General features: G+C 43.0%; 27 protein-coding genes. 22 read left to right on the forward strand and 5 right to left on the reverse strand.

All coding sequences use genetic code 11. The annotated features are described in order from the left end of the window. Positions 1-269 precede the first annotated feature (269 nt). The 8 genes from ACIQ6T_RS05505 (at position 270) to nhaD (ending at position 8357) form a co-directional block, all read left to right on the forward strand. Positions 270-971 carry a gliding motility-associated C-terminal domain-containing protein gene (locus tag ACIQ6T_RS05505; protein WP_395784908.1) on the forward strand — a complete coding sequence of 234 codons (702 nt, stop codon included), beginning with the start codon at positions 270-272 and terminating at the stop codon, positions 969-971. Between the two features lies 1 nt (position 972). Beyond that, positions 973-1485: an NADH-quinone oxidoreductase subunit B gene (locus tag ACIQ6T_RS05510; protein WP_377983718.1), complete on the forward strand. Its 513-nt coding sequence runs from the start codon at positions 973-975 to the stop codon at positions 1483-1485. Then, positions 1472-1945: an NADH-quinone oxidoreductase subunit C gene (locus ACIQ6T_RS05515; RefSeq protein ID WP_395784909.1), complete on the forward strand. Its 474-nt coding sequence runs from the start codon at positions 1472-1474 to the stop codon at positions 1943-1945. Before ACIQ6T_RS05510 ends, ACIQ6T_RS05515 begins: the two co-directional genes overlap by 14 nt. 1 nt (position 1946) lies before the next feature. Continuing rightward, complete coding sequence (locus ACIQ6T_RS05520) at positions 1947-2822, forward strand: glycosyltransferase family 2 protein (RefSeq protein WP_395784910.1); 876 nt, start codon at positions 1947-1949, stop codon at positions 2820-2822. Beyond that, positions 2823-3860, forward strand: a complete 1038-nt coding sequence (locus ACIQ6T_RS05525) for a glycosyltransferase family 4 protein (protein WP_395784911.1) — start codon at positions 2823-2825, stop codon at positions 3858-3860. Positions 3861-3905: 45 nt separating this feature from the next. Continuing rightward, positions 3906-5735 carry an ABC transporter ATP-binding protein gene (locus ACIQ6T_RS05530; protein ID WP_395784912.1) on the forward strand — a complete coding sequence of 610 codons (1830 nt, stop codon included), beginning with the start codon at positions 3906-3908 and terminating at the stop codon, positions 5733-5735. An 89-nt stretch (positions 5736-5824) separates the two neighbouring features. Then, positions 5825-7027, forward strand: coding sequence for a pyridoxal phosphate-dependent aminotransferase (locus ACIQ6T_RS05535; RefSeq protein ID WP_395784913.1), 1203 nt, complete (start codon positions 5825-5827; stop codon positions 7025-7027). A gap of 70 nt (positions 7028-7097) precedes the next feature. Next, positions 7098-8357 carry a sodium:proton antiporter NhaD gene (gene nhaD / locus ACIQ6T_RS05540; protein ID WP_395784914.1) on the forward strand — a complete coding sequence of 420 codons (1260 nt, stop codon included), beginning with the start codon at positions 7098-7100 and terminating at the stop codon, positions 8355-8357. Here nhaD and ACIQ6T_RS05545 read toward each other — a convergent pair. Together ACIQ6T_RS05545 and ACIQ6T_RS05550 are read right to left on the reverse strand one after the other, a co-directional pair. Continuing rightward, a complete protein-coding gene (locus ACIQ6T_RS05545; RefSeq protein ID WP_395784915.1) occupies positions 8354-9040 on the reverse strand; it encodes a phosphatase PAP2 family protein in 687 nt (228 codons plus the stop codon). The genes nhaD and ACIQ6T_RS05545 overlap by 4 nt on opposite strands. Further along, positions 9030-10241, reverse strand: a complete 1212-nt coding sequence (locus ACIQ6T_RS05550; protein ID WP_395784916.1) for a TlpA disulfide reductase family protein — start codon at positions 10239-10241, stop codon at positions 9030-9032. Before ACIQ6T_RS05550 ends, ACIQ6T_RS05545 begins: the two co-directional genes overlap by 11 nt. A gap of 109 nt (positions 10242-10350) precedes the next feature. Between ACIQ6T_RS05550 and rsmH the strand changes: the two genes are divergently transcribed. The 7 genes from rsmH to ACIQ6T_RS05585 all read left to right on the forward strand — a co-directional run bounded on the left by rsmH (position 10351) and on the right by ACIQ6T_RS05585 (position 19173). Continuing rightward, positions 10351-11265 (forward strand): 16S rRNA (cytosine(1402)-N(4))-methyltransferase RsmH, encoded by a 915-nt coding sequence (gene rsmH / locus ACIQ6T_RS05555; protein WP_395784917.1) that lies wholly within the window; start codon positions 10351-10353, stop codon positions 11263-11265. Position 11266: 1 nt separating this feature from the next. Next, complete coding sequence (locus ACIQ6T_RS05560) at positions 11267-11641, forward strand: FtsL-like putative cell division protein (RefSeq protein ID WP_395784918.1); 375 nt, start codon at positions 11267-11269, stop codon at positions 11639-11641. 5 nt (positions 11642-11646) lie between these two features. Then, on the forward strand, positions 11647-13788 hold the full coding sequence (locus tag ACIQ6T_RS05565) for a penicillin-binding protein (protein ID WP_395784919.1): 2142 nt from the start codon (positions 11647-11649) through the stop codon (positions 13786-13788). 2 nt (positions 13789-13790) lie between these two features. Then, entirely contained in the window at positions 13791-15245 is a 1455-nt protein-coding gene (locus tag ACIQ6T_RS05570) for a UDP-N-acetylmuramoyl-L-alanyl-D-glutamate--2,6-diaminopimelate ligase (protein WP_395784920.1), read from the forward strand. A gap of 61 nt (positions 15246-15306) precedes the next feature. Next, positions 15307-16518, forward strand: coding sequence for a phospho-N-acetylmuramoyl-pentapeptide-transferase (gene mraY / locus ACIQ6T_RS05575; protein ID WP_395784921.1), 1212 nt, complete (start codon positions 15307-15309; stop codon positions 16516-16518). Between the two features lie 11 nt (positions 16519-16529). Next, positions 16530-17774, forward strand: coding sequence for a 3-phosphoshikimate 1-carboxyvinyltransferase (locus tag ACIQ6T_RS05580; protein ID WP_395784922.1), 1245 nt, complete (start codon positions 16530-16532; stop codon positions 17772-17774). A 124-nt stretch (positions 17775-17898) separates the two neighbouring features. Beyond that, the gene (locus tag ACIQ6T_RS05585) at positions 17899-19173 is read left to right on the forward strand and encodes an amidohydrolase family protein (protein WP_395784923.1); all 1275 of its coding nucleotides are present in this window, start codon (positions 17899-17901) and stop codon (positions 19171-19173) included. Positions 19174-19201: 28 nt separating this feature from the next. On the opposite strand, the gene ACIQ6T_RS05590 is transcribed toward ACIQ6T_RS05585, so the two are convergent. Next, on the reverse strand, positions 19202-19780 hold the full coding sequence (locus ACIQ6T_RS05590; RefSeq protein ID WP_395784924.1) for a DUF6580 family putative transport protein: 579 nt from the start codon (positions 19778-19780) through the stop codon (positions 19202-19204). 81 nt (positions 19781-19861) lie between these two features. On the opposite strand from ACIQ6T_RS05590, the gene ACIQ6T_RS05595 reads away from it, so the two are divergent. Genes ACIQ6T_RS05595 through ACIQ6T_RS05610 form a run of 4 tightly spaced genes read left to right on the forward strand, consistent with a single transcriptional unit; the run spans position 19862 to position 23053 of the window. Then, the gene (locus ACIQ6T_RS05595) at positions 19862-20995 is read left to right on the forward strand and encodes a 5-(carboxyamino)imidazole ribonucleotide synthase (RefSeq protein WP_395784925.1); all 1134 of its coding nucleotides are present in this window, start codon (positions 19862-19864) and stop codon (positions 20993-20995) included. Positions 20996-21005: 10 nt separating this feature from the next. Next, positions 21006-21494, forward strand: a complete 489-nt coding sequence (purE, locus tag ACIQ6T_RS05600) for a 5-(carboxyamino)imidazole ribonucleotide mutase (protein ID WP_395784926.1) — start codon at positions 21006-21008, stop codon at positions 21492-21494. A gap of 3 nt (positions 21495-21497) precedes the next feature. Beyond that, positions 21498-22121, forward strand: a complete 624-nt coding sequence (locus ACIQ6T_RS05605; RefSeq protein WP_395784927.1) for a LysM peptidoglycan-binding domain-containing protein — start codon at positions 21498-21500, stop codon at positions 22119-22121. Further along, complete coding sequence (locus ACIQ6T_RS05610; protein ID WP_395784928.1) at positions 22121-23053, forward strand: M15 family metallopeptidase; 933 nt, start codon at positions 22121-22123, stop codon at positions 23051-23053. Before ACIQ6T_RS05605 ends, ACIQ6T_RS05610 begins: the two co-directional genes overlap by 1 nt. Here ACIQ6T_RS05610 and fmt read toward each other — a convergent pair. After that, complete coding sequence (gene fmt, locus ACIQ6T_RS05615) at positions 23043-23963, reverse strand: methionyl-tRNA formyltransferase (RefSeq protein WP_395784929.1); 921 nt, start codon at positions 23961-23963, stop codon at positions 23043-23045. The genes ACIQ6T_RS05610 and fmt overlap by 11 nt on opposite strands. A gap of 203 nt (positions 23964-24166) precedes the next feature. Here fmt and greA point away from each other — a divergent pair, with 203 nt between their 5' ends. Further along, the gene (gene greA / locus ACIQ6T_RS05620; RefSeq protein ID WP_395784930.1) at positions 24167-24640 is read left to right on the forward strand and encodes a transcription elongation factor GreA; all 474 of its coding nucleotides are present in this window, start codon (positions 24167-24169) and stop codon (positions 24638-24640) included. Positions 24641-24689: 49 nt separating this feature from the next. Here greA and ACIQ6T_RS05625 read toward each other — a convergent pair whose 3' ends face one another. Continuing rightward, positions 24690-25367 (reverse strand): YggS family pyridoxal phosphate-dependent enzyme, encoded by a 678-nt coding sequence (locus ACIQ6T_RS05625; protein WP_395784931.1) that lies wholly within the window; start codon positions 25365-25367, stop codon positions 24690-24692. Positions 25368-25466: 99 nt separating this feature from the next. On the opposite strand from ACIQ6T_RS05625, the gene ACIQ6T_RS05630 reads away from it, so the two are divergent. Next, the gene (locus ACIQ6T_RS05630) at positions 25467-26435 is read left to right on the forward strand and encodes a hypothetical protein (RefSeq protein WP_395784932.1); all 969 of its coding nucleotides are present in this window, start codon (positions 25467-25469) and stop codon (positions 26433-26435) included. Between the two features lie 93 nt (positions 26436-26528). Further along, the gene (gene rpsF, locus ACIQ6T_RS05635) at positions 26529-26891 is read left to right on the forward strand and encodes a 30S ribosomal protein S6 (protein ID WP_395784933.1); all 363 of its coding nucleotides are present in this window, start codon (positions 26529-26531) and stop codon (positions 26889-26891) included.

Genomic DNA, 26891 nt, shown 5'->3' on the forward strand with positions numbered 1-26891 from the left:
CGCTGATTTCGGCAATTGAATGCACAATCGTTCGATCTTCGTAGCGAAAAGGAAAATATTGAATTAAGTCGGCATACGTAAACAACCCCAGCTCCGTTTGTAACATAGGTAGCCGCGCCGGCGTCATGCCGCGCAGGTTGGCTAAATCTGTTTCAAAAAAATGGGTCAAAGACATGGGGCAAAAATTTTGTGAATTTAGGTATATTTACAAAACCATTGATGCGAATTCGAAAATCGTTCGCAGGTATGACCCAATTTAATTGTCTCTTATGCAAAAATTAATCTGGCTGTTCTGTTTGTTAAACCTACCAGGTTTTGTTTTTGGGCAAATTGATTCATGTTATGTTGTCACTGAGCCTAAATTGATAGCTTTTGCAGATCAAGTGGAAAAGAAAGTGCCCATTGTCGTAAATGGGTCACTAAACCCCAAATCAACTTGGATGTGGTCCGCCAGTTTAGGCCCAGATAATGTAAAGCCCAGCGAATTTATTATACAAAATCCAAATTCATTTGCGGGTATGGTCGACATTGAGAAAATAATTGAAAAATATGGTAATGCATTTTTCGATGAATATTTTTACATACATGAGTATATTAAGAAAAGCGATGGGACACTTTTTAAGTGCCCGCCCAAAGAAGTCCGTGTTAAAATTTTTGCTCGCGTAAAGACTTACGAGGCGATAACGCCTAATGACGACGATCTTAATGATTACCTCGAAATTGAAAATTTAGATAAATATCTGTTCGCCACAGTAAGGATTTTTGACCGCTGGGGTCAGCTCATCATCGAACGCGTAGGCTTCGATTACTACGAAAAAATAGATAAATCCAAAGCCAATAAAGCCGGTAATATGAAAGCCTTCAACGGATATTTGAATGGGAAAACATTGCCAAGCGGCGTGTACATGTATTCCATCAAGCCCGACGAAGACTACCCAGAAATCATCGGTTCCGTGACCGTCATCCGCTAACATGAAAAGTTTTTTAGACCAACACATGCAATCTGAAGGCTTTGTTGTCAGCAAAGTCGAAGACCTATTGAACTGGGCTCGTGCTAGTTCGCTATGGCCGATGAGCTTTGGTTTGGCATGTTGCGCTATTGAGATGATGCAGGCGTTTGCGTCCAATTACGATTTAGATCGTTTCGGCGTTTTTCCACGGCCTTCCCCACGTCAGTCCGATGTGATGATTGTTGCCGGAACAGTAACATTCAAGATGGCGGATCGGATTCGCCGCTTGTACGAACAGATGCCCGAACCGCGTTATGTGATTTCGATGGGTTCATGTGCCAACTGCGGTGGCCCGTATTGGGAACATGGCTATCATGTGGTGAAGGGCGTTGATCGCATTATTCCTGTGGATGTCTATGTGCCCGGCTGCCCGCCACGCCCAGAAGCACTTCTAGGAGGTGTCCTGAAATTGCAAGAAAAAATTAACCGGGAAACCCTCGTGGTTCCGCAACGAATCCTAGATGCAATTAGCTGAAATACCTGAGTTGATTCGCCTACATACCCATGCTGAATGCAGCTGGGATGAGAAAAACGCGCAAATTACTGTCGGTGCAAATGATCTCGTGGCCATTTGTGACCTCTTATGGCGCCATCCAGAAACATACTTCGATTCATTGTCATGCGTAACAGCAATCGACCTTGGTCCTGAACAAGGCCAAATCGAAGTGATCTATACCTTATATTCCATTCCCAAACACGTCACTGTGCACCTGAAGGTCGTGGCAGAAAGAGATAAAGCCGAGATTCCATCGGTGAGTTCGATTTGGAAAACGGCCGACTGGCATGAGCGGGAGGCGTATGATTTGGTGGGCGTGCAATTTGTGAATCACCCGAATTTGATACGAATTCTATTGCCTGCCGACTGGGAAGGACATCCCTTGCGCAAAGATTATGTGGAGCAGGAACGCTATCACGGCATTCAGGTAAAATATTAATATGAAAATCTCGGGCTTCACTTTTATTCGGAACGCCGTTAAAAACGATTATCCGATCGTTGAAGCCATTACCTCGATTCTGCCTATTTGTGATGAATTTGTGGTCGCGGTTGGGAAGTCGGACGATGCAACTTTGGCATTAATCCAATCGATTCCTTCCGATAAAATTCGAATCATAGAGACCGTTTGGGATGACCAGCAGCGAGAGGGTGGGCGCACGTTTGCGCTCGAAACCGACAAAGCTTATCAAGCCATTTCACCTGACACGGATTGGGCTTTTTACATCCAAGGAGATGAATGTGTGCACGAAAAGGATTTGTCGGCGATCCAACAAGCCATGGAAACCTATGCATCTGATTCCGCGGTGGAAGGCTTACTTTTTCACTACAAACATTTCTACGGGTCCTATAATTATGAAGCTGTTTCTCGCCGCTGGTATAGACGCGAAATTCGAGTAGTCAAGTATGCCAAAGGCATTCATTCCTACAGAGATGCGCAGGGTTTTCGCTTGCATGGGCGTAAGATTCAAGTCAAATTAATTCCCGCGACCATCTATCATTATGGTTGGGTAAAACCACCACAAGGGATGAGTAAAAAGGTGCGTAATTTTCAGCAATTCTACCACGATGACACCTGGTTAGAAACTCATGTACCGGAGGATTTTACCTTTGATTTAAGCAATGCGGAGCGTCTGACACGCTTCGATGGAACGCATCCGGCTGTGGCCCAAAAACGAATTGACTCCATGCAATGGCCATTTCATTTTGATCCGGTAGCCTTGCGTCAGCAGATGAGTTTACGTCGGCAATTGCTCCAACAAATCGAAGATTGGACCGGCTGGCGAATCGGAGAATATTGTAACTATAAAATCATTTAGGTGAAGGTTCCTGTTTTTTTTGATGCCGAACGCTTAAAATACCCGAATACGGGGTTGTACCATTTTTGTCTTCAATTAGGTCAGGCAATTGCTGATCGCTTTTCGCTTACTTTTTTTACTTCAAGCGACGAATTAAGTCCGCGTGTTCCAGTTCATTTTTGGCATAAATGGTGGCTTCGTCCTGCGAGCGGATCGTACATTTGGCATGCAACGCATCAGGATACGGAATACATGCCCACAGGTTCTGGTGCTTCGATAGTATTGACTATTCAAGACCTAAATTATTTGCATGATGGTCGGAAATCGGAAGCTAAAAAACAGCGATTCAAGGCGAAATTGCAAGCGAAAATAAATCGGGCTAATTACCTCGTATTTATTTCGGAATATACGCAGCGCGATGTACAAGCGCATTTTGAGCTGGGTAATACGCCCCAAAAAGTTATCCTGAATGGGTGTAATTTGGCTCAAATTCCGCCTGATATACCTTTTCCTTTAATCGCAAATGGGCGTCCTTTTTTGTTTACCATTGGAACGATTGCGGAGAAAAAGAATTTTCATGTGTTGCCGCAATTGTTGGTTGGAAATGATCGATTATTGATCATCGCGGGCATCACCCAACAAGCCCATTATTTGGAAAAAATCAAGCAAGAAGCGCAAGATTTGGGCGTTTCAGATCGGGTAATTTTTGCCGGAGCGGTATCTGAGCAAGATAAAATGGCGTTGTACGTGCAATGCGAAGCTTTTGTATTTCCATCGCTTGCTGAAGGATTTGGCTTGCCGGTGGTGGAGGCCATGCACCTCGGAAAACCGGTGTTTTTGTCTCAATTTACCTCGTTGCCGGAAGTGGGTGGACCAGAGGCCTATTATTTTACAGATTTTGATGGGGCTTCGATGCGCGAAACGCTAACGAAAGGCTTGCAAGATTATCAGGTAAATGATAAAAAACAGGCTATTCAGGCATGGTCCAAGCGTTTTGATTGGTCGGTGGCCGCAACCAGCTATGTTGAAGTCTATGCCAAACTAGCCGAACGCAAGTAAATGTGAAAATTGTCGTAATTTGCCTCAAATTTTGAAATAACTCCTTTGAAGACTTATTTACGCTTATTGTCTTATGCTAGTTCGATCCGAAAACATGTATTTCCATATTTCGGATTTTCGCTGTTAAGCAGTCTTTTTGGGATTTTGAATTTCACCTTATTGATTCCCTTGTTGAATGTTTTATTCAACCAAGCATCTACGAGTCAAGCCGCTTTATATCGCTCGCTACCTGATTTCTCGGTTTCGCCGAGTTATTTTTCGTTTGTTTTCAATCATTACTTTTATGGGGCTTTAGAGTCTTATGGTCGTTTGGGTGCCTTGCAATATGCCTGTGGCGCAATCATTACGTCCGTTTTATTAGCTAATGTCTTTCGGTATTTTTCGCAACGAATCTTAAAAACGGTGGAGGCGGATACCATCGCATCCTTGCGTCAAGCGGTATTCGAACGTGCCATACGCATGGATTTGAGTTATTTCTCGGAACAAAAGAAAGGAAACTTAATGTCGCGTTTGACGACGGATGTACAGGAGGTTGAAAATAGTATCGGTCGGGCTTTTACAGCTACGTTCAAAGAGATATTCACCTTGATTATGTTCTTCGTTTTCTTGGCAAGCATGTCGGTTAAATTAACTTTGTTTTCTTTAATCATTTTGCCTTTATCTGGTGGAGTCATCGCGTTAATCACGCGTCGCTTGCGCCGTGCGGCCGGAGAGGTTCAACAGCATTTGAGTGGTATCATTAGTTTGTTGGATGAGACCTTTGGTGCGATGCGCGTCGTTAAGGCGTTTCGTGCGGAACCGGTGATGGATGCGAAATTTCAAGAAACGAATTTGCGTTACCGTCATTCCTTATTGCGCATGGTGTTTCGCCAGGAATTAACTTCGCCAGTTTCGGAGAGTTTGGGGGTTTTGGTGGTGACGGGGATTTTGATGTACGGGGGAATCTTAGTGATTATGGGAGATGGCGAATTAAGTGCTTCTACGTTTATTGCGTTTATTGCCACGTTTTCGCAGGTTATGCGTCCAGCCAAAGTCATTGCGGATGCATTTTCGGGTATTCAACGAGGTGTGGCTTCTGCAGATCGCATCATTGAAATATTGGATACGGAGTCTGAAATTCAAGTGGAAGAGCCTGCCATTCCGGTGAAGGAATTTACCCAATCGATTCGTTTTGAATCCGTTGGTTTTGCATACGTCCCTGGCCGTTCTGTGCTAAATGAAGTTTCGTTTGAAATTCCGAAAGGCCAAACCATTGCGCTCGTTGGCGCTTCCGGCGGAGGTAAGTCGACACTTGCCGATTTACTTCCTCGTTTCTACGATGTTACTTCCGGTAAAATCACCGTGGACAACGTGCCTTTAAAACAAATCCCATTAGTGGATTTAAGAGCTTTAATGGGTATTGTGACACAGGAATCGGTTCTTTTTAATGATTCGATTTTCAATAATATTGCTTTTGGAACAGATGCCACGCTTGAGCAGGTTCAAGCGGCCGCGCAAATTGCGAATGCCCATGAATTTATTGAAACGAGTGAGGATGGGTATGCGACTATAATTGGCGATCGAGGGTCTAAATTGTCGGGTGGACAACGCCAACGGATCTCCATTGCACGTGCGGTTTTATGTAATCCGCCAATTTTAATTTTGGATGAAGCGACGAGTGCCCTCGACAATGAATCTGAAAAATTGGTCCAAGCAGCTTTAGGAAATTTGATGAAAAACCGGACGGTCTTAGTGATTGCCCATCGCTTAAGTACGATCCAACATGCCGATCAAATTTTGGTCGTGGACCAAGGGCAAATCGTCGAGCGCGGAACGCATAAAGAGCTCATTTCCATTCCGGATGGGGCGTATGCGAAGTTAAGCCAACTGAAATAAATGCCCTATTTTTTGCGTTTTTCATTAGTTTTTCCGTTCATAAAAAACTAATTTGCACCCGTTTTTAACCCATATTGAAGTATACAGACATGTCAACATCCCCATTAGCGCAACGCATTCAAGCCTTAGAAGAATCATCCACATTGGGGATGACGAAAAAAGCGCGCGAATTAGCTGCATTAGGTCATAAAGTGATTAGTTTATCCGTAGGGGAGCCTGATTTTAAAACTCCGGATCATATTTGTGAGGCTGCTAAAAAAGCAATCGACGATGGTTTTCACGGCTATTCACCGGTTGCTGGTTATCCTGATTTACGCATGTCAATTGCGAATAAGTTAAAGCGCGATAACAATTTAGAGTGGGGCTCAGAAAACATTGTGGTTTCGACGGGAGCTAAGCACTCATTAGCAAACGCAATCGCTGCCTTGATTAATCCAGGTGACGAAGTGATTATTTTTTCCCCTTATTGGGTTTCTTACTCTGAGATGGTCAAATTAGCCGAAGGAACTTCTGTGATTGTTCAAGGAGCTTTTGATAATAATTTTAAAGTAACGCCTGAACAATTCGAGGCAGCGATTACTCCCAAAACGAAAATGGTGATGTTCGCATCACCAAATAACCCAACTGGTTCCGTATATACAGAATCTGAATTGCGTGACATCGCGAATGTAGTGGCTCGTCATGAAAATATTTATGTGTTGGCAGATGAGATTTATGAGTACATCAACTTCACACAAGGTGGTCATTTCTCGATCGGATCGATTCCAGAAATTAAAGAGCGTGTGATCACGGTTAATGGAGTTGCCAAAGGTCATGCAATGACTGGCTGGCGAATTGGTTTCATCGCAGCGGCGAAGTGGATTGCAGATGGAATCGAAAAATTACAGGGCCAAGTAACTTCGGGGACGAATTCAATCGCACAAAAAGCAGCCGTTGCAGCATTCAATGGCACATTGGATCATGCGTACGAAATGAAAGCAGCCTATGACCGTCGCCGTAAATTAGTCGTAGGTTTATTGCGTGAAATTCCAGGGTTCAAAGTGAATATGCCAGAAGGTGCTTTTTATGCATTTCCAGATATCTCTTATTATTTCGGAAAATCGGATGGAACAACAACTATCAACGACTCCGATGATTTTTGTACGTGGTTGTTGAACGAAGCGTATGTGGCTACCGTAGCTGGTTCTGGTTTTGGTGCTCCAGATTGTATGCGTATTTCAACTGCGGCAGCAGATGAGCAATTAGAAGAAGCATGTGCGCGTATAAAAACGGCCGTGGCTAAATTGAAGTAATTCATTTTTGAATAAAACATTATTAGAAGTCAGGGCTTTAGTCCCTGACTTTTCTTTTTATATTTACCGCATGGAACTAATCTCTATTGTGATTTTTATTGTTGGGTATCTTGCCATCGCGTTTGAACATCCCTTAAAAATCAATAAAACGGCTTCTGCTTTAGTGACTGGAGTTCTTGTTTGGGTCGTTTATGCACTTGTAAAAGGACCTCACGAACTAGAAGTACTGAGTCATCATTTAGGTTCGACCTCTGAAATTCTATTTTTCTTATTGGGCGCCATGACCTTGGTCGAATTAGTGGATGCGCATCATGGATTTCATTTTGTCAGTCGTTTAATTAAAACGAATCAGCCCGCTAAATTAATGTGGATTACGGGTTTTATCGCCTTTTTTCTGTCTGCCGTTCTAGATAATTTAACGGCCTCTATCGTCATGGTTACCCTCTTACGCAAGTTGGTATCCGATAAATCCACTCGAATGTTTTTTGTGGGCGTCGTCGTTATCGCCGCGAACTCAGGTGGTGCGTGGTCTCCTATTGGAGATGTGACGACAACCATGTTGTGGATTGGAGGTCAAATCTCCGCATCAGGCATCATTAAAACGTTGTTTATACCTTCTTTGATTTCGCTCATTGTCCCGTTGGCAGTAGCCGCATTTTGGGTGCGCGAACGGAAACTTGGTTCGTTTCACCATCGTGCAGAGCTTACACCAGAAGAAGATCGCCATGGTAAAATCATGTTGGCCGCCGGCGTATCAAGTCTGTTAGGTGTACCCGTCTTTAAAACTGTAACTCATTTGCCGCCCTTCATGGGGATTTTACTAGCACTGGGTGTGGTTTGGATATTATCGGAGGTGTTGCATGCCGATAAAGATGCGGAAACTAAGAAGCCATATACAGTAGGACATGCCTTAACGAAAATCGACACATCGAGTGTCCTGTTTTTCCTAGGAATCTTATTGGCAATTGGCGCTTTGGAGTCTTTTGGATATTTAACGCAGCTAGCTGTTGTATTGGAGCAAACCTTTGGTAATCAATACATTATCGTTGCATTGATTGGCCTAGCCTCTTCGGTTGTGGATAATGTTCCACTGGTTGCGGCAACGATGGGGATGTATTCGCTTGCCGACTTCCCTATGGATCATGCCATGTGGGAGTTTTTGGCTTATTGCGCGGGAACGGGTGGAAGTATTTTAATTATAGGTTCTGCAGCAGGCGTTGCTGTGATGGGTATGGAGCAAATTGAGTTCGGTTGGTACGCGAAAAAAATTGGCGTATTAGCCTTGCTCGGATATGCAGCAGGAGCTTTGACCTACATTATGTTGCACTAAAAACGGACTTGAACACGCGCTGCGTAGAAATTAGGGGTGACAATCGGATCCCATTCAAAAGCACTCTGATGGAGTGCTTTTTTTAATTTTGGATAAACCCAATACGCCGCTTCCGCAGAGGCAATTCCCATCGCGGCACCCATAAGCACATCTGAAGCCCAATGCTGATTGTTGGCCATCCGCAAAATACCCGTTGTTGTTGCCAAGGCATAACCTGTAATCGCGATTCCTGGATGTTCCTCCCAATATTCTTTAGCTAGTGTATGTGCGCCAAAAAATGCAGTGGTGGTGTGTCCGGATGGAAAACTATAGGGTTCTCCGTTTGGTCTCGTTTCGTTAATGACATATTTCATCGACTTAACTGTCACATAGTAGATTCCGGTTCCAAGTACAAACATGGCTGCCTGATCCTTCACTTCGTTTTGTGCTTTTGCTCCCATGAAATGTAGGCCTACACTGGTAAGCATGGGTAGGTGCTGTAAGTAATCATCGGCAGGCGTACGGAAATTAGGTAAATTTTTTGCCCGAAAATCACTTTGTGTTGTTCGTGAAAAATCGTTGTATACCAAAGCGCTGGTGGTAGCTAGGGCAGCTGCCGCTTTCCAACCACGTTTCGATTTAGATTGTCCGAGTGAAAAAAAGCTACTTAATAAGAACAGGCAAATAAATAGTTTATTTTTCATTCAAAAGTGTTTGAATCGTCTTCTCAAATTCTTGTGTCCAATCCGTGTAGTAAACCCCAGTGCCTGGTCCTGTAAATCCAGTATGAATTTCACGTACGATTCCTTTTTTGTCGATGATGAATGTGGTCGGATACCCATTGATTTTGTGCAACATCGGTAGCACTTGGGCGATCGTTTCATCGTTAGGAGTTCCAGCAAAGACTACCTCGTAATCTATGCCGATCTTCTTTTTGAAATTGGCAATTTTAGGTCCAGAAACCGCGATATCTGGTGAATATTCAAAAGCCATACCGATTACCTCGACGCCTTTGCTTTGGTATTTCCGGTAAAAAGGTGCGAGAAAGCGGGATTCGTCAATGCAATTTGGGCACCATGAGCCCATTAATTCAATAATCACCACTTTATTTTGGTAACGGGCATCGCTTAAGCTGATACTTCTGCCGTCTGGTGTAGGTAGTTTGAAAGATACCCGATCAAAACCAGGCTTTAAATAGGTTAACTTTTTCAAATCAGGGAGGCTTGCTTTGGCATCCTTTTGCGCAATCATATTTCGTTTGCCTGCCAATCCCGTATAAAATAACCCTTCAATTTTTGACTTAGTTACTTTGGTTTTAAATAGATAAACACCGCTTCCATCAAAGTAACTTAAGAATAGGCTATCGGCAATGACATTCCCTTGCAAAAAACGGTAATCACCTGAAGGCTTTAAAACCGTCCCCGTAACATGATTTCCTTTTTGGTCTAGGATTAATACCCCGGGGCTATGGCTAGATTCATCGGCCCAGAAATCAGCGCTGTATTTTCCAGTAACATTTACGTTTGCTGCAGCTGGCGCTATAAATCGCTGGGTTGAACCGGCGATGGCTTGAAATGGAATCCGAAAAATAGCTTTCCCGTTTCTTTTTTTAGTCCAATACCCATTCATTTGATTCGGGCTACTCAGGGCACAACTTATTTCAGAATCGTATAGGTCAAAGGGGATAATCAAGGAGTCGCCTCGGAAAAATGATTCGCCTAGGTTGAATTTCTCCACGCCATTTTGAAGGTTAATGTTAAACCGTTTCGCTTCGCTACCTTTTTGAATGATGAAATTAAATGGCAATGCACCGCCCATGTGGCTCAATTCACCTCGCCAAGGGCCTATTTTGGGATTTTGAGCGAGTGCAAAAAAGGGAAATAGTAGTAGTAGAAGATATCGCATGGGTATAAATTTGTCAACAAATATAAGGTTAAATCTTGTGGACAAAAAAATCACCAATAGAGCTAAAATTTGGTTGAACGCCGAGAGATAAATTTGTAATTTTGAATTTATGTCAGAACAAACCTACCATACCTCCGTCATGTTGCATGAATGCATTGATGGGCTCGCGATTCGTCCTGACGGAATTTACGTCGATGTTACTTTTGGAGGAGGAGGACATTCGAAAGAAATTTTAGCTCATCTCGGGGCGAGCGGTCGGCTGCTAGCCTTTGATCAAGATCCGGATGCATGGAATCAAGCAGAAAAAATCGAAGATGATCGCTTGACCCTGATAACAGCTAATTTCCGATATCTGGAAAAGTATTTACGCTTGCATGGTGTGAAGCAAGTGGATGGGATTCTGGCCGACTTTGGTGTATCATCTTATCAGTTGGACGCCGCATCGCGCGGATTTTCAACTCGTTTCGATGGCCCTTTAGACATGCGCATGGGTCCTTCGGCTGCGATGGATGCTAAAAATGTATTGAACGAGTATTCGGCCGAGCAATTGCAACGGATTTTTGGGATGTATGGGGAGATAAAGAATGCACGTACCTTGGCGCAAGCAGTGATTCAAGCGCGGACGCAAAAGACGCTGGAAACGACTTCGGATTTCAAAGAAATTCTTACTAAATTAGCCCCAAGAGGCAAGGAATTTAAGTATTTCGCACAAGCTTTTCAGGCTGTACGAATCGAAGTAAATCAAGAATTGCAAGTGATTGAGGAGTTTTTAGCGCAAGCGCCATCGGTGCTTGCTGTGGATGGTCGCTTATGTATTATGTCCTTTCATTCCTTGGAGGATCGTTTGGTGAAAAATTTTATCAAAACAGGCGACTGTTTTGGCAAAGAAGATAAAGATATGTTTGGGGTGGTGCACAAGCCGCTTGCGTCTGAAATTCGCAAGCCAATGACTGCAAGCCCAGAAGAATTAAAGGCAAATCCGCGTTCGCGCAGTGCCAAATTAAGAATCGCACGTAAATTGTAAAATGGCTAGTTCAGTAGAAACCGAAGCACAAGAAAAAAACACCGCTCCCCCCAAGGAGAGTCCGATGGAAATGCTCTTTAATATTGATTCCTTGACGGGTGGTCAAATGCCCATGGAGTTAGTTAAGCACATTACGTTTATCGCTGGATTAATTTTGATATACATTTATTATACGATGTTGGCCGAAGGGCGAATGCATCAAATTGTTACTACAAAACAAGAATTAGAAGAAATCAGGGCGGATTACACGACGCAAAAGGCCGACTACATGAAGGTTGGCAAGCAGAGTTACCTTGCCATCGCTATGCGAAGATATGGGCTTGAAGTTAGCCTAACCCCACCCATTAAAGTAGTTGCAGATCCCGTTAAAGAATAATTGATATGGCCGCACCGAAGCGACAAAACATCCGGCAAAACATTACCTTCCGTTTCCGGATTTTCTTTATCATCATGCTTGCCGCGTTCTTGCTGCTCGTAGGGAACTTATATAAATTAGTCTTTATTCAAGGGCCCGAATTGCGCGAGGAGGCCTCCTCGATTTACATCAAAGAGCGGATGGTAGACGCCACTCGTGGGAATATCTACTCAGATGATGGAAGTTTATTGGCAACTTCTTTGCCTAAATACCGCTTAGGCATGGATCCTTCGGTGTACAACAAATCAACGAAAGCCGAAAAGTTATTTACTGCTCATGTACGGGAGTTGGCGGAGCATTTGGCTAATTTTTTTAAGGATCGGACTGCAGATGAATATTACGACAAAATTGTCTCAGCGAAGAAAAATAAGCGAACCTATTTATTACTGAATAACCGCTTGCTCGACTTTCAGGAGCGAAAGCTTGTTATGAATTTTCCACTATTTCGGGAGAACAAAAAATCACCTGTGAAGACTGGAATTGTCTTTGACAAAGTAAATGTACGCTATGCCCCTTTCGGCCAAATGGCTTATCGGACAGTTGGCTACATGAAAGATAAAGTTAAAGTGGGGCTCGAGGGAGCTTTTGACAAGGAATTACGCGGGGTTCCTGGTAAAGGGTATTTCGCCAAAATGGATAAAAATACGTGGCGTCCGATAGAGAATACGCCGGAAATTATTCCGCAGCGTGGGGTAGACTTGCAGACGACATTGGATGTGGATATTCAAGATATTGTGGAATTGGCATTAATGAAGGCTTTGGCAGATTTTAAAGGTAATTATGCAACGGCCATTGTAATGGAGACAGCTACGGGTGAAATCAAGGCAATTTCGAATTTAACTAAAAATGCAAGTTCCCCCACAGGCTATTCTGAATTTGCGAATCATGCCATTGAAGTTTCAGAGCATGATCCGGGTTCTGTGTTTAAATTGCCTTCCATGATGGCTATGTTGGAGGAGTCTAAAATGCCCTTGACGGATATGGTTACGACAGGCGGGAAATACACGGTGTTTAATAGAACTATGTCAGATTCGCACGATTATGGTACGATTACGGTTCAGGGAGTTGTTGAGCATTCATCAAACATTGGTACGATTAAATTGATGCAGCGTGTTTTTTCTCAAAAGCAGGCCAAGTATTATGATTATTTGAAAAAATTCCATTTGATCGAGCCTTTGGATTTTCAAATTAAACCCCGTTATTATACCCCTAAATTTCCACTTCCTCCGAAATGGGATGCGTTGCAATACATGTGGTCCTCCGTTGGCTATTCCTCTAATACATCGCCACTTCATTTGCTAACATTCTATAATGCCATCGCAAATAATGGCTATTGGATTCAGCCCATTATCGTTAAAAAAGCTACCATTGGAAATGAGGTCATTACGGATTTTACGGCGACGCAGAAAAAAGATAAAGAGCCCCTTTGTTCCGCGGAAACCTTAAAGAAAATAAAGATCATGCTAGAGGGCGTGGTCGAACGCGGGACAGGAACAAATCTTAAAGGTACGGCGTATGGTATTGCTGGAAAAACAGGTACCGCGCAGCGACGGGGGGTTAATGGTCAATACATTAAAGGGACGTACTATGTGTCGTTTATTGGGTATTTTCCTGTGAAAAATCCAAAATATACCATGCTAGTTGCCATGGATAAACCAGAAGGAAGTTCCGAGGGAACCTATGCGCGTCAAGTGACGGCTCCCGTTTTCAAGGATATTGCAGATCATATTTATTCCCGTGACATGAAGTTGCAGCGCCGCTTAAGTGGCTATCTGCCTGATTCATTGAACAATGCAAAACTAGGTCATATGATTCATCCCTTAGATCACGGGGTCTTATATGCCAATCTTGGTTTTCCAAAGGTCGAAGAAGATGGTCGGTGGATGCAATTTACGTTGGATAAAAAGGCGGTTCAAAATGTACCAATCAGCTTGTTACCCAAAGTCGTCCCTAATGTCATGGGGATGAATTTGCGTGATGCACTTTTTGCTTTGGAAAATCGTGGATTTAAAGTGCGTGCGCAGGGGATAGGGAATGTGATAGCCCAATCGATTCCTGCTGGTACTCCGCTTCGAAAAAATGCCCTAATGCTTATTCAATTACACTAAATATGGCGTCATTAGTTGAATTAGTGCGCGGGGTGAAAGGTGCCCAATTGTTTGGTGCAGATGCAATCGTTGCTCATTTGTGTTTTGATTCCCGTAAGGCTGTTGCCGGCAGTGTGTTTTTTGCTATTCCCGGGACTCAGGTAGATGGGCATCAATTTTTACCTCAGGTGTATCAGCAGGGATGTACAGCCTGGGTGGTGGAGACATTACCGGCTGAGATCCCCTCCGATGTTACTTGTATTGTAGTTCCAGATTCTAATGAGGCGCTGGCCTTAGCAGCCGGGGAATTTTACGGCAATCCATCCGCGAAATTGAATTTGATAGGTATTACTGGTACGAATGGAAAAACGACTAGCGTGACTTTGTTATTCGAACTTTTCAAACAATTAGGCCATCGCTGTGGGTTGATTTCAACGGTTCAAAATAAAATTCAAGACCGAGTTATTCCAGCAACGCATACGACGCCAGACGCATTGGCATTGAATGGATTGCTGGCTAATATGCTTGCCGACGGGTGTACCCATGTTTTTATGGAGGTTAGTTCACACGCCGTGGTGCAGAAACGGATTCATGGTCTAGTTTTTAAGGGGGCTATATTTTCAAATATTACACGAGATCATCTGGATTTTCACGAGACTTTTGATTCGTACATTAAGGCCAAAAAAGGATTTTTTGATGACCTGCCTAGCGGTTCTTTCGCATTGACTAATGTGGACGATAAGCGCGGAATGGTTATGTTGCAAAATACCGCAGCACGGAAATACAGTTATGGAATTCTGAACGCAGCGGATTTTAAGGCAAAGATCAAAGCCAATGTCATCTCCGGATTGCAAGTTGAATTCGATGGCATTGAGATTCATGCGCAACTGATTGGTTTGTTTAATGCCTATAATTTGTTGGCTATTTATGCCACAGCCATTTTGCTAGGTGAAGATAAAAACGAAGTTTTACTTCAATTATCTGCGCTGAAAACCGCTCCAGGTAGATTTGAGCAGTTGGCCGGCCCTTTAAATAAAATGGCGATTGTCGACTATGCGCATACCCCAGATGCCTTGGAAAATGTGTTGAAGACGATTCAGGCGATTCGCGCTAAACAGCAACGGATAATTACGGTCGTGGGTTGTGGTGGAAATCGCGATGCGGGTAAGCGGCCGATTATGGCTGAACTGGCTTCAACCCTTAGTGATGTTGTAGTCTTGACTTCTGATAATCCGCGTTTTGAGGATCCAGAGTCTATTTTGGACCAAATGGAAGCAGGAGTACCTAGCGAGGACCGTATCAAGGTACAACGGATTTCGGATCGGAAGGAAGCTATTTTTCAAGCGATTCGTACGATTGCACAGCCGGGAGATATTGTGTTAGTGGCTGGGAAAGGTCATGAAACCTATCAAGATATTCAAGGTGTAAAATCTGATTTTGATGACAAGCAGGTGATTGCGGAGGCCTACTCTGCGTAATTTGATTTCGTCCTATTTTTTTGCATTTTTGTTTTTTATACTGTTTTTATAACCAGCAGGCATGTTCTATTACCTCTTCGAATACTTCGACAAGACCTTAAATATTCCAGGAACCGGCGTTTTTCAATACATCACGTTTCGTGCTTTTGCGGCAACAATTACGTCATTGGGTATAGCGGCAATTTGGGGGAAAGCTGTGATTCGTCGGCTGCAATTGTTACAGATTGGCGAGGAAATTCGCGATTTAGGGTTGGAAGGCCAAATGGCCAAAAAAGGAACGCCTACCATGGGTGGTTTCATTATTTTGTTGTCCTTGATTATCCCAACGTTACTTTTTGCTAAAATCACGAACGTCTATATTGTGCTTTTATTAACCTCAGCTATCTGGCTTGGGGCCGTTGGTTTCGCGGATGATTACATTAAGGTCTTCAAGAAAAACAAGGATGGCTTGTCGGGTAAATTCAAGATTGTAGGTCAAATCGGACTTGGTTTAATCGTGGGATTGACCATGTACTTTAATCAACATATCAAGGTTCGGATATTTGATAAGGTTCAGGTTTTAGCGGATGGTTCGCAGGTGCAGACATTCACGGATTCGAAGTCTTTAATGACAACGGTTCCTTTTTTAAAGAATAATCAGTTTGATTACAATATGCTTTTGCCGAGTTTCATTCCGGATCAATATGTGTGGGTGGTCTACGTTTTAGTGGTCATTTTTATCATTACGGCGGTTTCGAATGGGGCGAATATTACGGATGGAATTGATGGATTGGCGGCTGGTACTTCGGTGATTATTGTATTGACCTTGGCTATTTTGGCTTACGTTTCGGGTAACAAGATTTTCTCTCAGTATCTGAATGTCATGTTCATTCCTAATTCAGGGGAATTGGCCATATTTTGTGCGGCCTTTGTGGGCGCCTGCATTGGGTTTTTGTGGTATAATGCCTATCCAGCTCAGGTATTTATGGGCGATACGGGCAGTTTAATGTTGGGTGGTGTGATCGCTACGCTGGCTATTGTGATTCGTAAAGAGATGTTGATTCCGGTATTGTGTGGCATCTTTTTGATCGAAAATTTATCTGTGATTATGCAAGTGGGGTATTTTAAATACACCAAAAAGAAATATGGTGAGGGGCGTCGGATCTTTTTAATGTCGCCATTGCACCATCATTTTCAAAAGAAAAATTACCATGAGTCTAAGATTGTAACCCGTTTTATGATTGTGGGAATCATCTTAGCTGTTGTCACGTTAGTTACTTTAAAATTGCGTTAAGCATACTTATTTTGAGTCAAATTCGCCTATTTCCCCGTTTAAATTCGTTTCAAGAACAGATTCCGTTGCCTTCGTCTAAATCCGAAAGCAATCGAGCGCTAATCATCAATGCCCTTGCGGGAGGCGATGTGAGCCAATTGTCTAATTTGGCAGAAGCGCGGGATACCCAAACCATGATTCGTCTGCTCGCGGATTCTTCTAATCCGATTGCTGATGTATTGGATGCGGGTACGACGATGCGTTTTCTAACTGCTTATTATGTGGTTACTGGGGCTTCTAAGCAAATGACGGGAACTCCTCGCATGTGCGAACGGCCGATTGGGATATTGGTTGACGCCTTACGTGCCTTAGGGGCCAAAATAACTTATTTGAAAAATGAGGGGTATCCCCCTTTACAGTTGGATGGGTTTAGCTATTCCGGGTCGCGCAATTTAGCTATTCGTGGAGATGTAAGTTCGCAGTTTATTTCTGCTATTTTAATGATTTCACCCTTGTTACCGGAGGGAATTTGTTTGCAGATTATGGGGTCTTTAGGGTCAAAACCATACATCGAAATGACGCTGGCGCAGATGCGTCAGTTCGGAATCAAAGCTGCTATAGATTGGCCAAAAGGCTTAATAGACATTCCGGCGCAGGCTTACCAGTCGGCAAAGTTTGCTGTTGAATCCGATTGGTCTGGTGCGAGTTATTGGTATTCGATGGTAGCGTTGTCGCCGTTTGAGGATAGTTCCTTGGAGTTATTAGGCTTGAAAGAAGATTCCTTGCAAGGGGATTCTGCGATACGCGATATTATGCTGCCTTTGGGTGTAAAAAGCACGTTTACTGGCCGAGGGTACCTGTTGACTAAGTGTGAGGCGGTCAGCGAATTGAGCTGGGATTTTACAGATTGTCCGGACTTGGCGCAAACCATTTGTGTGGTGGCTGCTGCCAAAAATATCACCATGCATTTGACTGGTTTAGAATCTCTCAAGGTGAAGGAAACGGATCGCGTGTTAGCACTTCAAAATGAATTAGTCAAAATAGGTGCTCGCCTAGTCGAAGTCGAGCCAAATCATTTATACACCCTGGCGGGGTCATTTGAAAAAGAGGGTGCTTGCCCTGAAATTGAAACTTACGATGATCACCGCATGGCGATGGCTTTTGCACCGGTTGGTTTATTACGCGAACTGCTTATTCATGAACCAGGCGTGGTTGCGAAGTCTTATCCGAGCTTTTGGGGACATGTAGATTTGTTGATGAAATCATCAACTAACTGATATATTTCGGTTTTTATCAAGTTTCTGGGTACAAGAAGTCGAAATTTTTCGTAGAATTGTTGGATCGGTAAACGCTGCCGGGGTTGAAGACCCCGGCAGCGTTACCCCAAAGACCCCTTATAAAATGAAACAAATTTTACTACTCGCATTACTGTCCCCAATCGCCCTTTTCGCGCAGAGAACGCTGTTATACTGTGGAAAAATGGTCGATGTGAAGGCCGGAAAAGTACAAACTGCCTATACCATCGTGGTGGAAGGCAAAAAGATTCAAAGTGTTCAGGCGGGATATCTTGCTGCTGGGAAATTAGATCGAATTATTGATTTGAAAAATAAGACCGTTTTGCCTGGTTTAATTGACATGCACGTGCACATGGAAAGTGAAACAAATCCCAATGCGTATTTGGATCGATTTACTAAAAATCCGGGTGACGTAGCCTATCAAGCCCTTGTGCACGCAAAGAAAACATTAAACGTTGGTTTCACGACGGTGCGTGATCTAGGTGGTTCGCATGTGGTGATCAGTTTGCGTAATGCAATCAATAAAGGTATCGTAGATGGTCCTCGAATTTTTACAGCAGGTGTTGCCATCGCGACGACGGGTGGCCATGCGGATGATGCAAATGGATTAAATGAAACGTTTAAAAAGGATTTAGGGCCTGAGGATGGTGTCGTTAATGGCTTATCCGATGCAGCGAAAGCGGTACGTCAGCGCTACAAAGAAGGATCTGATTTAATCAAAATCACAGCGACCGGAGGTGTTTTAAGCTACGCCAAAGACGGTATGGGAGCCCAATTCACAGAAGAAGAAGTCAGAGCAATCGTTCAAACGGCAAAAGATTATGGATATAAAGTTGCTGCTCATGCCCATGGAGCTGAAGGTATGAAGCGAGCGATTTTGGGCGGTGTAAGTTCGATTGAACATGGAACGTACATGACTCCGGAAGTAATGGAATTAATGAAAGCGCATGGAACATATTATGTGCCTACGATCATAGCAGGACGTTCCGTGGCGGATTCAGCTAAGATCCCCAATTATTACCCAGAAATGGTGAAGAAAAAGGCGGAAACGATTGGGCCGATTATCCAATCCACATTTGGGAAAGCCTATAAGGCAGGTGTTAAAATCGCTTTTGGTACGGATGCAGGTGTATTTGGTCACGGTAAAAACTTAAATGAGTTTATCTTGATGCACGAAGCGGGTATGCCAGCGATGGAAGCCATTCAATCAGCTACGGTTGCAGCCGCCGATTTATTAGGTCAATCAGATATTATTGGTTCGATTGAGGTTGGAAAATTTGCCGACATTGTCGCCGTGGATGGAGATCCCACCCAGCGTATGGAAGACATTTTGAAAATGAAATTTGTGATGCGCGAAGGCAAAGTTTACAAACAAGATTAAAAAAATCCGAATGTAAACCCTTTAAATTTTAGCGACTTTGCAAGGCTAAACTTTTTGATTTCACAAATTCAAATCCGCCAAACAAAACGGCTGAAAAGACGAATTGGCTAAGAATGGAATTCTTTAAAAATGGAAGTGCATTGGCATAACATGCAACCAAGCCTGACAAATCTTTGGCATAAACCACTGCATTTCCTGAAGTAAAACCATATCCGATCGCATCTCCCGCCCAAACAGCGAAATTAGAAAGGATGAAAAAACCTAAAACAGTAGCTACATTTCCGCCGATAAAACCACCGAATGATTTGATGCGTGAACCAATGAAGGGTACGAGTGCGAGTAGGCCAACTTGTACCAAGTCGATTCCCCATGAAAAGCCATCAAAATATTGGCTGTAGAAAAGGTTATTTAAAATCATGTTCGAAATCCAAATCGGTAAAATCGTCCATAAAATGGCTTGATAACGATTCGATATATAGGCTCCTGCAAACAGTGCCATCGAGGCAATCGGGGAAAAATTAGCCCAAGCGGGATTGAATACAACTAAAAATCGGCTAGCGATTGCGAAGGCTAAAAATCCTATTAGGATCATTGTGCGCTTTGTCATTTGATATTTCTTTGTTTGCGAGGGTAAATAATTTCCAAAGGTAAAACAAAAGCCGTAATTTTACCCATTCTATTCCAAATTATGTATAAAGCGTTGCCTTCCATCGGTTTATTAGGAGGCGGTCAATTAGGCCGTATGCTACTTCAAGCCGCTATTGATTTAGACCTGCAAATCGCATGTCTTGATCCAGATCCGGAAGCATCATGTCATCACTTAACCCCAAATTTCCAACAAGGTTCTTTTCAGGATTATGAAACGGTCTATCGATTTGGTCAGAAATACGATGTGATTAGTATTGAGATCGAGCATGTTAATATTGACGCATTAAAGCAGTTGGAATCCGAAGGAAAAAAGGTTTATCCACAGCCACATATTTTACAGATGATTCAAGATAAACGCTTGCAAAAGCAGTTTTTTAAAGATCATGGTTTTCCGACGGCCGATTTTATATTGACGGATAATCAGGCTTCATTAAGCCAACATATTGATTTTTTGCCTGCTTTTCACAAACTTGGTAAAGGTGGTTATGACGGGAAAGGGGTACAATATATTGCAGATGGCGCATCTGTATCCAAAGGATTTGATGCTCCTGGCTTATTAGAAAAGGCGGTTGACTTCGAGAAAGAATTAGCCGTGATTGTTGCCCGGAATCCACAAGGAGAAACAGTCGTTTTTCCAGCTGTTGAAATGGTTTTCCACCCCGAGCAAAATTTAGTAGAATTCTTATTTTCGCCCGCGGATATATCAGCTAGCATCGAAAAACAGGCTGAAAAGATTGCCGTAGATTTAATCAATAAATTGGAGTTAGTGGGTGTTCTAGCGGTCGAAATGTTTTTGACAAAAGATGGGCAGGTCTTAATTAATGAGATTGCTCCACGTCCGCATAATTCGGGACATCAAACGATTCGCGGGAACGAGAGTTCTCAATATGAGCAACATTTACGGGCAATTACTGGCTTGCCTTTGGGCAGTACAAAGTCATTTGGATACGCTGGGATGTTAAACCTCTTAGGTGCTGAAGGATTTACGGGGCCTGCCAAATACGAAGGACTTGCTGATATTTTGGCAATTCCGGGTGTTTTTCCATTTTTATATGGAAAGAAAATAACAAAGCCGTTCCGCAAAATGGGACATATTACAATTCTAGGCGATTCGAAAGACGCCATTATTGAGAAAGCAAATCAAGTTAAAAACCTAATCCGCGTGATTAGTTAAACGTTGAAATATGGTCGGAATTATCATGGGAAGCAGCTCTGATCTGCCAGTAATGCAAGACGCAATCCAAGTGTGTAAAGATTTTGGTATCGCCTATGAAGTGGATATTGTATCCGCTCACCGGACACCCGTAAAGATGTTGGACTACGCGCAAAATGCCCAAAAAAGAGGTATTCAAGTGATTATTGCCGGTGCAGGTGGCGCCGCGCATTTACCAGGAATGATTGCCTCTGCGACTATTTTACCGGTCATTGGAGTGCCTGTTAAATCATCTAATTCAATTGATGGTTGGGATTCTATCCTATCTATTTTACAAATGCCAAACGGCGTTCCTGTAGCAACTGTTGCCTTAAATGCATCCAAGAATGCTGGCTTATTAGCCATGCAGATGTTGGCATTAGCTAATGGGGATTTATCAGCTAAGTTGGCAGCGTATAAACTTGAGTTAGTAGAGAAGGTGGAGGAGATGAGCCAACAAACAAAATCAGCTAGTAAGTAATTTATGAAGAATCCATTTTCATTTTTTAAGGAAAGTTCTAGTTCTAATTTGCCGGCAATCACATTACTGATTTTATTGGCGACTTTGGCAGGACTTGTTTTTGTGGGTTATGAGCATTTTTTAGGCCCGCAGACGGATCAATTAGTAAAAGCTGAAAAAGATTTGGATGAGGATGAAACGTATTTAGGAGATGTGGCGACAACCATGGTGGTGGATTCTTCGATGGATATTGCATCGGATACGACCAAATCGGCAGATACTTCATCGGTAGATTTAGCTCAACAAAAGAAAGAAGCTGAGGCGGAAGTTGTTCCGGCGGAACCTACTGTAGAAGAGCCAACAGGCAAACCCTATAGTTTTCAGTCGGCCAGTGGCGAAACGGCATCGTCGATTGCCACTCGATTTGGCTTAACTGAAGATCAATTGAAAGCCATGAATCCAGGTGGTATCAAGGCTGGATCGAAGGTGAAAGTTAAAATAAAAGCCATGCATACGGTTGGTCCGGGAGATGTTTTACGTGTGGTAGCTGAGAAATACAAGGTGTCAAAAAAGTCGCTTATGGAGGCAAATAATAAGAAAGAAGACATAACGTTGCGCGGTGAGCAGCTAGTGATTCCAATCAAATAATGCGCTTATTTCTTGTAATTGGACTACTTTTCCTGCCTTGGGTTAGTCAAGCACAAGAAGATTCTGTCCATATTGTTTGTCGGCCTCAATCCATTTCTACCTTAGGTGTTCGTGATTTGTTCTCGATGTATCGTCAGCGTGATACGTTGCAAAGCCATGGGGCTTCGGGGCCTATGCAATTGCAGATTAATGGTCGGGAAGTCATGCCCACAGATTCGATTTCTAAACTATATTTGGCGAGTTTGGTTGCTGATTATCCGGCTTTGGATTCGCTGTGGTCGTCTTATTTACAGCCTGAAATTCAAGCGTTTTCTGCACAAAAAGATTCGTTACTGCAACATATTCGTGCCAAAGGTTGGGCCATGCGCTATGTTCAAGCGATCCGTAACCTTAAGCGCCAGCAACAATTAAATGCAATGGGGCGTTCGAAGGTATTGTTATCTTTTCATAATTTTAATTTGGCAGCGGATGTGGGTTTGTATTCGCGAGGGCGGTACTTACGTCGAAGCACACGGTATTCCCAGATGGGGCAAGCGGCGAAAGCCCTAGGACTATTTTGGGGAGGAGATTTTGTAGGATTTCCGGATCCAGGACATGTACAGCGCCTGGTGAATAGTGCTGCTTTAGTTAAACAATATCCGCTTTTGGCTTTTGAATTTGAAAAATACCGTGATCATTATGCGCGTATTTATGCTGCGGGCCGACCGGAGAATGTACAGGATACAAGGGAATTATTGGTGACTTTAAACACGTTAAAAGTAGGCCAAATCTGTGCATGCCAATATGCGCTTATCCCACCTCAAAACAACCTATTTTCTGAGTCAGCGTACGTATTAGCGGATACTCAGGCGGGCTGGGTGTATGTGCAACCACGTGGAAGTAATGGGTATTATTATGCACTTGGTCGCTGGGAGTTCGTGGCTAAAAAGTAAACGAATAGCCCCTTAAAAAGTCTTCAATTTTCATTTTTTTCTTGCCTTCCATTTGCCATTCTAGGATTTTAACATATCCATCTTTACATCCAACGCGTAAAAACGTTTTTTGGTCGGTGTCCCAAATCCCTATGCCCAGACTGGGAATTGGCTCAGGATGAAATTCTACGCAGATTACTTTACAATTTTTACCTTGAAATTCAGTATGTGCGCTTGGAAATGGGTTCATTCCGCGAACCAGATTGCCAATTTCCTTCCCAGTTTTTGACCAATGTAGTTGGCCAGTTTCTCGATGTAATTTGGGCGCGGCTTTCATGGGGCTGCTTTCATCTTGAGGTTGCGGATGGAAGTCATTGGCCTGAATTGCTTGAGCCGTTTTGACAACTAATTTGGCTCCTTTCCGCATCAGACGTTCATATACGTCTCCGGTGGTATCCGTTGGTGAAATGAGTTCTTTTTCTTGGAATAGTAAATCCCCTGTATCGATTTCCTGTTGGAGAAAGAAGGTTGAAACTCCTGTTTCCGTTTCCCCGTTGATGACTGCCCAGTGAATTGGAGCGGCTCCGCGGTAGTTGGGTAAAAGTGATCCATGTAGATTGAATGTACCTAAAGGGGGGAGGCTCCAAATGACTTCGGGAAGCATGCGAAAGGCGACAATTACTTGTAGGTCGGGTTTGTATAAGTTTAATTCTTCGACGAATGCGGGGTCTTTTAGCTTTAGGGGTTGAAGTACGGGTAGGCCTTGGGTTTCGGCGAATTGCTTAACGGCAGAAGATTGGAGTTGCATGCCACGTCCGGCGGGCTTGTCGGGTGCGGTGACAACGGCAACGACGTTAAAATTAGCTTGAATGAGTGCCTCGAGGCTAGCAACCGCGAAATCAGGAGTACCAAAAAATACAATGCGCATCATGTGAATGGAATGGAAAAAAATGTTTTTTGGTTTTTGGAAACATTTTTTGATTACATTTGCAGTTCAAAAAAAACTGATTACGTGTTAGTTAAACAACATTTATTTTAGTTCTGAATCCGAAACAAAACTACACATATTTTACGTAGAACGGTCGGAGGCCGTTCTATTTTGTTTTTAGATACGTTTAAATTAATCGCTTCGTTATGGCAAATTTTCAATATTACACGGCAGAGACCCTTGAAAAATTAAAGGCAGAATTGCATCATTTGAAGATTCAAGGACGTTCAGATATGGCAAAGCAGATTGCGGAGGCTCGGGACAAAGGAGATTTGAGTGAGAATGCAGAATATGATGCGGCGAAAGATGCGCAAGGTCATTTAGAATTAAAAATATCTAAAATGGAGACGGTTATTTCCAATGCGCGTGTTTTGGATGAATCTACCATCGATGTAACGAAGGTTTCGATTTATTCGATTGTAAAAATTAAAAATACCAAGACGGGCATGGAAGTGACCTACACAATTGTCTCGGAAGAGGAGGCGGATCTTCGGGCAGGTAAAATTTCGGTATCATCCCCGTTTGGGAAAGGCTTATTGGGTAAGCAGGTGGGTGAGAAAGCAGAAATTCAAGCGCCAGCAGGTACCATGGAATTTGAGGTTATGTCGTTGGCTCGCTAAATAGCCCTCTAAATTAATATTCAATCCCGGTCCTATGGATCGGGATTTTTTAGTTACGTTCGCCGAAAATCGCGGAACCTACGCGCACGAGGCTAGATCCGTGTTCTGCGGCTAGCATATAGTCTCCAGACATGCCCATGGAAAGTTCGTCCCATGAAACGAGTCCCGTTGATTCTCCTAATTTTTCCATTTTTAAGTGCTGAAAAATAGCTTGTAGTGAGCTGAATTCACGGGTAATTTGTGCTTGATCTGAGGTAAAACTTGCCATTCCCATGAGGCCAACAATACGGATATGGGTGAGTCCGGGTAAGGATGGGTCATTCAATAAATCGATAAGTTCTTGTTTGTCTAGGCCAAATTTACTTTCTTCTTGTGCAATGTACATTTGCAGTAGACAGTTGATAATTCGGTTATTTTTTTTCGCTTGGGCGTTTATTTCAGCAAGTAACTTCAGGGAATCAACGGAATGGATTAAGTGAATAAACGGTGCGATATACTTTACTTTGTTTGTTTGCAGATGGCCGATTTGATGCCAGCGGATGTCAGCGGGCAGTTGGGCGTGTTTTTCGACCATTTCTTGTACTCTATTTTCGCCAAAATCCAATGCACCAGTTGCGTGTGTTTCAAGAAGTTGGGCGATATTACGCGTTTTTGTTACGACAATTAGTCGGGTTGGAAACGGTTTGAGTTCGTTTTGAATACGAGAAATTTCGTTGGCGATAGACATGCGGGGGGAGTTGAAAATTGCAAAGTAAAATTAATTTATTATTTTTGATTTCAAGGCTTAGTCCAAACAAAGGAAATATCAGTGACAAATTCCGAATCCATGAGTGAACAAGAGAAACGTGCGCAACGTACCATATGGCTATTGTCTATGGTCGTACTTTTGCTGGGCGGTTCCTTGGTTATGACTATTTATAAGCCTGATTGGTATCGATTAGGCGTTAATCAAGAGAATTTTGTTGCCAATGCGCAGGAGCGCCTGGATTCAATTTCGAAGCAATTGCAGGTTCGGATGGTTCAAATCAAGAAATTAGGTGGGCGTATTTCAGAATTGGAGACTGCTCGGTTGCAAATTTTGGGTGATCAGAAGGAATTAAAGGAACATCCAGAAATGGGTGAGGAGCAATTCCAAAAAAAGCTAGCCTATTATTTACGGTTGTTGGGTCAAAAGGATCAAGAAATCAAGAAATTACGTCGGGAAAATGGGGTGCTTTTGGCGCGGAATGATTCATTGAGTAGGGAGGCACAGCTCTTGAAAGATGGTTTGACAAATGTTCAAAAGGCATTGCGTGACTCGAGTTTAACATTTGGGGTAAAACAAAAGGAATTAAATGAGCGTTCGCGTGTTTTGGAAGTTCGGAATCAAGAATTAGCAGAGAAAGTTACGGTTGCCGCTGCGTTGCGTGCTGAGGGAGTCAATGTGTATGCGATTTCATCGCGAGGTAAGGAGTCAGGTGCTCAGAATCAAAAGGCGAGACGGATTGAAAAGATTCGGGTAATGTTTCACTTGCAAATGAATCCATTGGCCTCCAAAGAAATCAAAACAGTTTATTTGCGTATCATCGAGCCTACGGGCAATACTATATCTGACTATTCCTTGGGTTCCGGTTCGCTGATGTTCAAAGGTAAAGAGCTTACCTACACGGCGAAGCAGCGAATTTTCTATGAAAATAATCATCAGTCGGTGGAGTTTATTTATGCGCGCCCTAATGCCTATCGCGATGGGAAGCATGAGATTGAGTTGTATGCGGAAGGTTTTTTAATTGGATTGGGCTCGTTCGAAGTTCGATAATTCATATTTATTTCTTGTAAGTTTTTGATTGTTATGTATTTTTCATACTTTTGCAATCCAAATTTTTTTTAAGTTTTTAAACAACAATTTTGTATGCAATTAAAAAACTACGAGACGGTGTTCATTTTAACTCCCGTTTTGTCTGAGCAACAGACAAAGGACGCCGTTGAAAAATTCAAAAAATTATTGGTAGATAATGGTGCGCAAATCGTTCATGACGATGCTTGGGGCTTACGTAAGTTGGCTTACCCAATCCAAAACAAGCACACAGGTTACTATCAAATATTTGAATTTGCAGCGGATCCTCAGTTTATCGCGAAATTAGAGCTTGAGTACAAGCGCGATGAAAAAGTAATTCGTTTCTTGACGACTGCGTTAGATAAACACGCAGTATTGTACAATGAGAAAAAGAGAAAAGGTTTAGTAGGTAGAAAACCAGAAAAAACAGAAGCATAA

It is taken from the genome of Aquirufa sp. (genome assembly GCF_044377215.1).
GTDB lineage: Bacteria > Bacteroidota > Bacteroidia > Cytophagales > Spirosomataceae > Aquirufa.